Origin of the sequence: Streptomyces sp. RP5T (genome assembly GCF_003933965.1) — a bacterium.
GTDB lineage: Bacteria > Actinomycetota > Actinomycetes > Streptomycetales > Streptomycetaceae > Streptomyces.
Genome location: NZ_RSAJ01000740.1, coordinates 1 through 3,579, shown reverse-complemented (window position 1 = coordinate 3,579; position 3,579 = coordinate 1). Strand labels below are relative to the sequence as shown.

The window sequence follows — 3,579 nt, the reverse complement described above, 5'->3', positions numbered from 1 at the left end:
GCGGGTGGGTGGGGGCTGGTCGCGCAGTTCCCCGCGCCCCTTGAGTAGGTGCGGTGAACCTGCCTTCAGGGGCGCGGGGAACTGCGCGAGCAACCACCCACCACCCGCAGCCGCCCCACGACACGAAGCCCCGAGCTCTTAGGCGAACACCACCGTGCGCCGACCGTTCAGCAGAATCCGGCGCTCGGCGTGCCACTTGACCGCCCGCGCCAGCGCCTGGCACTCCACGTCCCGCCCGATCGCCACCAGCTGGTCCGGGGTGACGTCGTGCCCCACCCGCTCGACCTCCTGCTCGATGATCGGCCCCTCGTCGAGGTCCGCGGTCACATAGTGCGCGGTGGCCCCGATCAGCTTCACGCCCCGCGCATGCGCCTGGTGATACGGCTTCGCGCCCTTGAAGCTCGGCAGGAACGAGTGGTGGATGTTGATGATCCGGCCGCTGAGCTGCTTGCACAGGTCGTCGGAGAGCACCTGCATGTACCGGGCCAGCACGACGAGTTCGACGTCCTGCTCCCGCACCAGTTCGAGGAGCTGCGCCTCCGCCTGGGCCTTGTTCTCCCGCGTCACCGGAATGTGGTGGAAGGGGATGTCGTACGACCCCACGAGCTCGGCGAAGTCGGTGTGGTTGGACACCACGGCGGCGATCTCGACCGGCAGCGCCCCGATGCGCGCGCGGAACAGCAGGTCGTTCAGGCAGTGCCCGAACTTGCTGACCATCAGCACGACCCGCATCTTGTCCTCGGCCCGGTTGATCTGCCAGTCCATGTGGAAGGAGTCACCGATCGCAGCGAAGGACGCCCGCAGCTTGTCCACCGTCACCGGAGCCTCGGCCGAGAAGTGGACGCGCATGAAGAACAGGCCCGTGTCGTGGTCGCCGAACTGCTGGCTGTCCTCGATGTTGCAGCCGGTCATGAAGAGGTAGCTCGACACGGCGTGCACGATGCCCTGCTTGTCGGGGCAGGACAGGGTCAGGACGTACTGGTCGGCCAGGGCCTCGGCTCGGGGGGACTGCTCGTTCATGCAGGACAGGGTCGCATATCCGCCGGTGCGGCAGACACCGCGTCCGTCACGCGGACCGGGTCATGATCTGCAGCACCTGGAGCGTGCGCGGCGGCGCGTCGGGGTCCTCCCCGTCGGCCACCGCCATCCGCACGTGCGCGTCCCGCGCCGCCCGCACCGCGTCCGGCCACCCCGGGTTCTCCATGTACACGGAGACGGGGGCGTCCGGGCCGACCTGGTGCATGATCCGCAGCACCCGCAGCACGGCGGTGTCGACGAGGGCCGCCTCCTGGGAGTCCCGGAAGATCGTGCCGACGTACTTCTCGGCGGACCAGTTGTCCAGCCAGGTGTCCTCGACGAGGCGGTACACGGCGTCGGTGACGTCCCCGTACCCCTCGACACCGGCCAGCCAGACGTTCTGCTGGAAGGCGGGGTCGGAGAGCATGTGCAGCGCGGAGCGCACATTGCTGCGCCAGCGCCACCACGGCATGTCGTTCAGAGGCATGCCGCCCATGGTGGAGGAGCGACGGCCGCGACGGGAAGAGTTCTCCGAACCTTGCACGGTCATCGATCGTACGTTCTTCCCCCATACGTCCCGCACAGGCCCTCGCTGTTCACCTTTACGTCACCTCTCATTGACCGAGGGTCACATCCGAGTTGGCGATGTGACGGAAGCGTGTGTGCCCATGACTGGCAGGCGACGCATCCGCAGCACCTTCCTCCTCCAGCACCACCGGCCCGTCAGAGCCACCGTCCTCGCGGCGGGAGCCCTGGTGGCATGTGCCTCCCTCGTCGCCGGCTGCGGGGTCGTCCCCGGCACCACGGCGGGCTCCGGGGACGGCCCGATCAAGGTCATGACCTGGGCCCCGTCGGACACCAAGGCGACCAACAAACCGGGCATGCCCGCCTTCGCCCGGGCCTACGCCCGCTGGATCAACTCCAGGGGCGGCATCAACGGCCGCAAGCTCACCGTCCTGACCTGCAACGACCACAACGACGCCGTGTCCGCGGCCCAGTGCGCCCGGCGCGCGGTCAAGGAGAACGTCGTCGCGGTCGTCGGCTCCTACAGCCAGTACGCCGACTCCTTCTTCCCTCCGCTGGAGGGCGCCGGCATCCCCTACATCGGCGGCTACGGCGTCACCAACGACGAGTTCACCAGCCCGCTGTCCTACCCCGTCAACGGCGGCCAGCCCACCCTCCTGGCCGGCCTCGGCAAGGAGCTCGCCGCGGCCTGCGGCAACGTCACCCTCGTACGGCCCGACACCATCGCGGGCGACGAGCTGCCCGTGCTGCTGGACTCCGGACTGACCACCGGCGGACACCGGGCGGCCGGCGACGTGCGGGCGGCGGAGGACGCCACCGAGTACTCGGCGCAGTCGGCGAAGGCCCTCGACGGCTCGACGTCCGGCAGGGCCGCCGGCGCGAGGGAGGGGTGCGTGGTGCCCGCGCTCGGCGACCGCACCAGCACCTTCATGGACTCCTTCCGGCGTGCCCGCGAGGACTACCCGGCCGTGCGCACCGCCATGGCGATGGGCAGCGTCGACCAGACGGTGATCGACGCGTCCGGCGGGGCGTCGGGGCCCTACGAGGGGTCGTACATCACCGGCTGGTACCCGGTGGAGAGCGACGCCCGCTGGGGCGCGATGAAGAAGGTCATCAACGCCGAGGCCTTCGGCGACAACCGCATCGACTCGGCCGACGCGGGCGTGCAGACGACGTGGATCGCCTACACCGTGTTCAAGAAGGCCGTGGAGTCCCTCGGCGGCGGCGAGGTGTCGGCCGACAGCGTGCGCGGCGTCCTCAACGACGGCCTCAAAATCCCGACCGGCGGTCTGACGCCGACCCTGCAGTGGACCACCCGGGACAGCTGGAGCTCCGCCGACGACCTCGCCTCGGTCGGCTTCCCGCGCATGGTGAACGCCCATGTGACGCTCCAGGTGGTGCGCCAGGGCCAGCTCGCGGCGGCCCGCAAGGGCTTCACCGACGTGACGAAGACCCTCCAGAACGCGGACGTCGACTGACCCGTGGGGGACGCCCCGGCGTCCCCCACGGGCAGCTCACAGCTGGGTGGCCGCGCGCTCGGTCAGGCTGTACTTCCTGGCGATCGCGTTCCACAGCCGGGACGCCTTGGCCTTCTCGGTGCTGGCGGTGCCGCTGTCCCGGTTGCCGGCCTGGGTCTGGCCCGTGACGCGGGCCTGGCCCTTCTTGCAGCCCTTCTTGCCGGCCGCCTGGTCGGCCCAGGCCGCGTAGTGGTTGTCGGCGGACGCGGACGCCTGCCAGGCCTTGGTGAGGGCGTCGGTCAGCTCGGCGTGGCCGGGCAGCTGGTCGACCGAGAGCGTCTTGAGCCGGGTCACCAGGCCGGTGCGCTGGGCCGCCGCGGCCCGCAGGTCCGCGGCCGCCTGGCCGAGGTTCTTGCAGGACTTCACGTTCGCCACCGCGCTGATCACCGAGGAACGGCTGTTGCCGCTGTCGGCGAGCAGCTTGTCCAGCTCGACGGCCTGCGCCTTGGCCGGGTCGGCGGCCGGCGAGGAGGGGCTGTCGCTCGCGGGGGCCGTCGCCGACACCGTCTGGTTCTTGTCG

General features: G+C 70.4%; 3 protein-coding genes and 1 pseudogene. 1 reads left to right on the top strand and 3 read right to left on the bottom strand.

Annotation, left to right across the window (positions count from 1 at the left end):
- Positions 1-138: 138 nt before the first annotated feature.
- Positions 139-1,020 carry a formyltetrahydrofolate deformylase gene (gene purU, locus EHS43_RS40185; RefSeq protein ID WP_125195487.1) on the bottom strand — a complete coding sequence of 294 codons (882 nt, stop codon included), beginning with the start codon at positions 1,018-1,020 and terminating at the stop codon, positions 139-141.
- Between the two features lie 46 nt (positions 1,021-1,066).
- On the bottom strand, positions 1,067-1,567 hold the full coding sequence (locus EHS43_RS40180; protein WP_125195486.1) for a hypothetical protein: 501 nt from the start codon (positions 1,565-1,567) through the stop codon (positions 1,067-1,069).
- A gap of 118 nt (positions 1,568-1,685) precedes the next feature.
- Between EHS43_RS40180 and EHS43_RS40175 the strand changes: the two genes are divergently transcribed.
- Positions 1,686-3,020, top strand: coding sequence for an ABC transporter substrate-binding protein (locus tag EHS43_RS40175; RefSeq protein WP_125195485.1), 1,335 nt, complete (start codon positions 1,686-1,688; stop codon positions 3,018-3,020).
- Positions 3,021-3,056: 36 nt separating this feature from the next.
- On the opposite strand, the pseudogene EHS43_RS40170 reads toward EHS43_RS40175, so the two are convergent.
- Positions 3,057-3,579 (bottom strand): annotated as a pseudogene (locus tag EHS43_RS40170) (hypothetical protein); the annotation flags it as partial.